Source organism: Nocardia sp. NPDC060220 (genome assembly GCF_042727815.1).
Taxonomy (GTDB): domain Bacteria; phylum Actinomycetota; class Actinomycetes; order Mycobacteriales; family Mycobacteriaceae; genus Nocardia.
In genome coordinates this window covers 1-4,116 of sequence record NZ_JBHWZY010000632.1, presented here as the reverse complement: position 1 = coordinate 4,116, position 4,116 = coordinate 1, and the positions used below count along the sequence as shown (strand labels likewise).

Annotated in this window: 3 protein-coding genes; 2 read left to right on the top strand and 1 reads right to left on the bottom strand. The window is 70.6% G+C overall.

Features of this window, described 5'->3' with window-relative positions:
* Positions 1 to 229: response regulator transcription factor (locus tag ACFWF3_RS26685; RefSeq protein ID WP_379316095.1), on the top strand; the 229-nt coding region annotated here is incomplete at its 5' end.
* 10 nt (positions 230 to 239) lie between these two features.
* On the opposite strand, the gene ACFWF3_RS26680 is transcribed toward ACFWF3_RS26685, so the two are convergent.
* Positions 240 to 1,136: a hypothetical protein gene (locus ACFWF3_RS26680; protein WP_378991597.1), complete on the bottom strand. Its 897-nt coding sequence runs from the start codon at positions 1,134 to 1,136 to the stop codon at positions 240 to 242.
* Positions 1,137 to 1,290: 154 nt separating this feature from the next.
* On the opposite strand from ACFWF3_RS26680, the gene ACFWF3_RS26675 reads away from it, so the two are divergent.
* Complete coding sequence (locus ACFWF3_RS26675; protein WP_379316093.1) at positions 1,291 to 4,020, top strand: protein kinase; 2,730 nt, start codon at positions 1,291 to 1,293, stop codon at positions 4,018 to 4,020.
* Positions 4,021 to 4,116 lie beyond the last annotated feature (96 nt).

Below are 4,116 nucleotides of genomic sequence, written 5' to 3'. Positions count from 1 at the left end.
GGTGCGGGCCGCCCCGGCGCCCGCGCTCGGCACCCTGACCCCGCGTGAACGCGAGGTGCTCGAACTGGTGGCCAAGGGGTTGTCGAACACCGAGATCGCCGCGGCGCTGTTCGTGGCCGAGCAGACCGTGAAAACCCATGTCTCCAAGGTCTTCTCGAAGCTCGGGCTGCGCGACCGCGCCCAGGCGGTGGTCCTGGCGTATGAATCCGGCCTGGTCGTTCCCGGCTGAGCCGGTGCGCTCAGCGCGGGCAGACGCCGCCGCGCAGGTTCGGCAGGTGCCGGGCCAGCAGCAGCGCCATCCGGTCGAGCAGTGCGGTGGTGTCGTCGAACGAGCCCGAATCGGCTTGTGCCGCAAGGGCTACCGCGAGCTGACCGCTGCCCACGGGTACCAGTCCGAACTGGCGCACGGTGTAGACCCCGGTGACGTCGTCGGGACCCCAGCCGCCCTTGAACTCGGTGTCGTCGAGCAGGCCGAGGCCCCACCCCTGATCCTCGGTGATCTCACCCATCAGCGAGGTGACGACCTCGGCCTGCGGCAGGCACGGCAGCCGCGACGCGAACCGCACCTGGTTGGCCAGCGACCATTCGGTACCGCCGAAGGAGGTGCCGTCGAGTTCGGTGCGGGTGCCCGACTTGCCGGTGGCCGCGTCGCCCGCCTCGTCGAGGATCTGCTGCACCGCGTCGGCGGCTTCCGGTGCGTCACCGAGGGATTCCCACAGGCCTTCGGCGGCGTCGTTGTCCGACACCGTGATCGCGGCCTCCACCATCTCGAAGATCGACTGGTCGGAGTCGTGGCGCAACGCGGCGACCGCGAGCGGGATCTTGATCGTGGACCAGGCGATGCCGGTGGTCCAGTCGCCGTAGATCGTCATCCGGCCGCCGCCGACCGGCATCAAGGCCATGCCGACCTGGCCAGGCAGCTTCGACTGCAAGAGCGTGAACTCCGCGGCCAGCGAATCGGGCAGCCCGATCGACAGACCGGGATGCCACGCGTCTTCGCTGTTGACGGTAACCGTGGGCGCACTCACCGCCGTCGGGGTGCCCGGCGTGGCACACGAGGTGGACAGTGCGGCAGTTGCCAGCACCCCACAGAGCAGCAGCCTGCGACAGGCAGCCGTCGTTCCGGTCGACTTCACCACCGAATCCTCCCCACCACCCATTGCGCGTGCTCCGGCGGTGCAAACTTCTCGTCGAACGCGTCCGGTCACACCCGGACGACTGTTAGCAAGTTTCACCGATTTTCGGCGAGAATTCGAATGAACGTGGTCACACGGTCGGAAGGGGGTCGTAGTGCACGACATCGGTGAGGTGTTCGCGGGGTTCACCATCGAGGCGATGCTGGGCCAGGGCGGCATGGGCACGGTGTATCTGGCCCGGCATCCGCGCCTGGACCGGCTCACCGCGCTCAAGCTGCTCAACCGGGATCTGTTCGCCGACGAGCGCGTTCGCGCGCGGTTCGAACGGGAGGCCGATCTCGCCGCCGGGCTCGACCATCCCGGCATCGTCACCGTCTTCGACCGGGGGACCGAGGGCGAACAACTCTGGATCAGCATGCAGTACGTCGACGGGATCGACGCGGCGACGGTGGACCCGATGGCGCTGCCACCCGAGCGGGCCGTGCAGATCGTCGAAGGGGTCGCCGACGCGCTGGACTACGCGCACGGCAGGGGAGTGCTGCACCGAGATGTGAAGCCCGCCAACATCTTGCTGGCCCGCTCCACCGGCGGCCAGGGCGAGCGGGTCTTCCTCACCGACTTCGGCATCGCCCGGCTCCGCGCCGACTCCACCCACCTCACCCAGCAGGGAATGTTCACCGCGACACTGGCTTACGCGTCACCGGAGCAGATGACCGGCGCCGAGCTCGACCATCGCTCCGACCAGTACTCGTTGGCGTGTTCGCTGTACTGGTTGTTCACCGGACTGGCGCCCTTCGACTCCGCCGACCCGAACGAGATCATCCGCGGCACCCTCTACGCCCCGCCGCCGCCCCTGGCGCTGCGTCGCGCGGGTCTGCCGCCGATCATGGACGCCGTCCTCGCCGCCGCGATGGCGAAACATCCTGCGGCACGGTTCGATTCCTGCGCCGCGTTCGCCAAGGCGGCCCGCCAGGCGCTGACCTCCACGACCCCACCGGTCCTGCCGCGCCCGCCCGCGAACCCGGTGCCGGGTTACTACCCGCCCGCCCCGCAACAAGGGCCCGCCGCGCCTTTCGCGCCGCCCGGTATGGCACCGCCCGGGTATCAAGGCGCACCCGGACAGCCTGCGCCACAACCTCATTGGCAACCACCCTCACGGCCTTTCGGAGCTGTCCCGCCGGTCGCCCCGCGCCCGGCCGCGCCCAGTGGTGTGGTGCCGCCCGGCGAAGTACCTCCGGTGGCCCAGCGTCCGGCCGCGAGTTCCGCTGCCGGACAGCCGAATGCGCGCCGATCCGGGTCCGCTGCGCCTGGTGCGGCGCCCCTGGCTGCCGCTGCGCCTGCGGTCGCGGCCTCGGCTGCCGTGCCGCCATCCGCGGGCGTGCAGCGCCCCGCGCCGGGGGTCGCCGAAGCTGTGGCGGTGCCCGTGGTCGATGCCGGAATATCTTCCAGCCCAGTGTCTCTCGACAAGCCGTCATCCACGGCGGCTCGATCGGACACCGCCGCAGCGACCGGCGGTGCGGAGTCCGGCGAGGTATCGGCCACTGCGGCAACCGATGTCGTGTCGATGCGCGACGCGGGCGAGCTGGACGCGGCGAACGCGGCCGCCTTGACCGAGGTGACCTCGATCGCTGGGGCCTCGAACGCGGCCCCAGCCGGGCCTGTGGCGCCGGAGGGGGCCGCAGGGCAGTCCAGCCAGCCGGGACAGCCTGGTAGCGCAGCACAGAGCAATGCGGGTCAGCCGAGCAATCCGGGTCAGCCGGGTAACGCCGGTCAGCCGAGCAATGCGCCTCAGCCGAGTATTGCCGGACAGTCGAGCATTGCCGGACAGCTGAGCATTGCCGGTCAGCCGAGCAATCCGGGTCAGCCGGGCAATGCCGGTCAGCCGGGCAATGCCGGTCAGCCGAGCAATGCGCCTCAGCCGAGCATTGCCGGACAGCCGAGCGGTGCGGGTCAGCCGGGCAGCCCAGGTCAGCCGGGTGGTGCGGGTCAGCCGGGCAGCGCGGGTCAGCCGGGCAGCCCAGGTCAGCCGGGCAGCCCAGGTCAGCCGGGTGGTGCAGGGCCTCAGGTAGACGCGGGGCAGTCGGCGGCGGCGGGGCAGTCGGGTGGTCCGGTCGTGCCGGGTGGTGCGGGTCAGCAGCACGGGGTGGTGCGGTCCGGGCCGCGGGGGCCCTGGATGGTGCCGCATCGGGGGTATTGGCCGGTGCCTCGACGGGTGTCGGGGATGCAGCGGTTCGGGTGGGTTGTGTTGGTGGCACTGGTTCTGGTGCTGGTCGCGTTGGTTGTCGCGTTGGTCGTGGTGGTGTTGCCCGGAGACGACGACGGTCCCGACGTGGAAGACGGCGCGAGCGGGCCGTCGAATTCGGCGGCCGAGGTGGCGGATTCGTTCGCGGAGAGTCGGCGGGTTTTCCCGACCTTGGTTCCGCAGGGGCAGATGAGTGATGGTGTGGGGTATCGGGGGGCGCGGTGTGTGGGGGTGCGCAATGTCAGCGAGCTGGCGTGGAAAGAGCCTGCGTTGCAGTGGACTCCGATCACGACCGGGTGGCAGTGCGAGCGGTCCGACAATCAAGCGGGTGCGCTGAGCTACCTGGTGCTCGAGTACGCGAACGCGAGCCAGGCGCGGTCGGTGCTGGAGGCGTTGCCCGCGACCGTTCGCTACGCGGGGAGCAAGGACGAAGTGCCGTTCTCGCTGCAGCGGTGGGTGGTTCCGGATCCGGCGAACATCCGCGTCCAGACCGCGCACCAGGTGTTGAGCTTCCCCGGCGACTCCGCCCGCGCGAATTACCTTGTCGTGGTGAGTCGCCGGGGCAGCAGCGGCACCGGCGGGGCCACCCGCCCCTCGGCGCAGGACGAGGTCATCGCGTGGTGGGACGAAGTTCCGCTCTGATCGATGACGGGGCCGACCCCGGGGTGGTAGACCCGCGATACCGAGGTGACGGTGCGAGGGAAGGCGTCGCCGCGGCGCCGGGCTGAGATGCCGGGC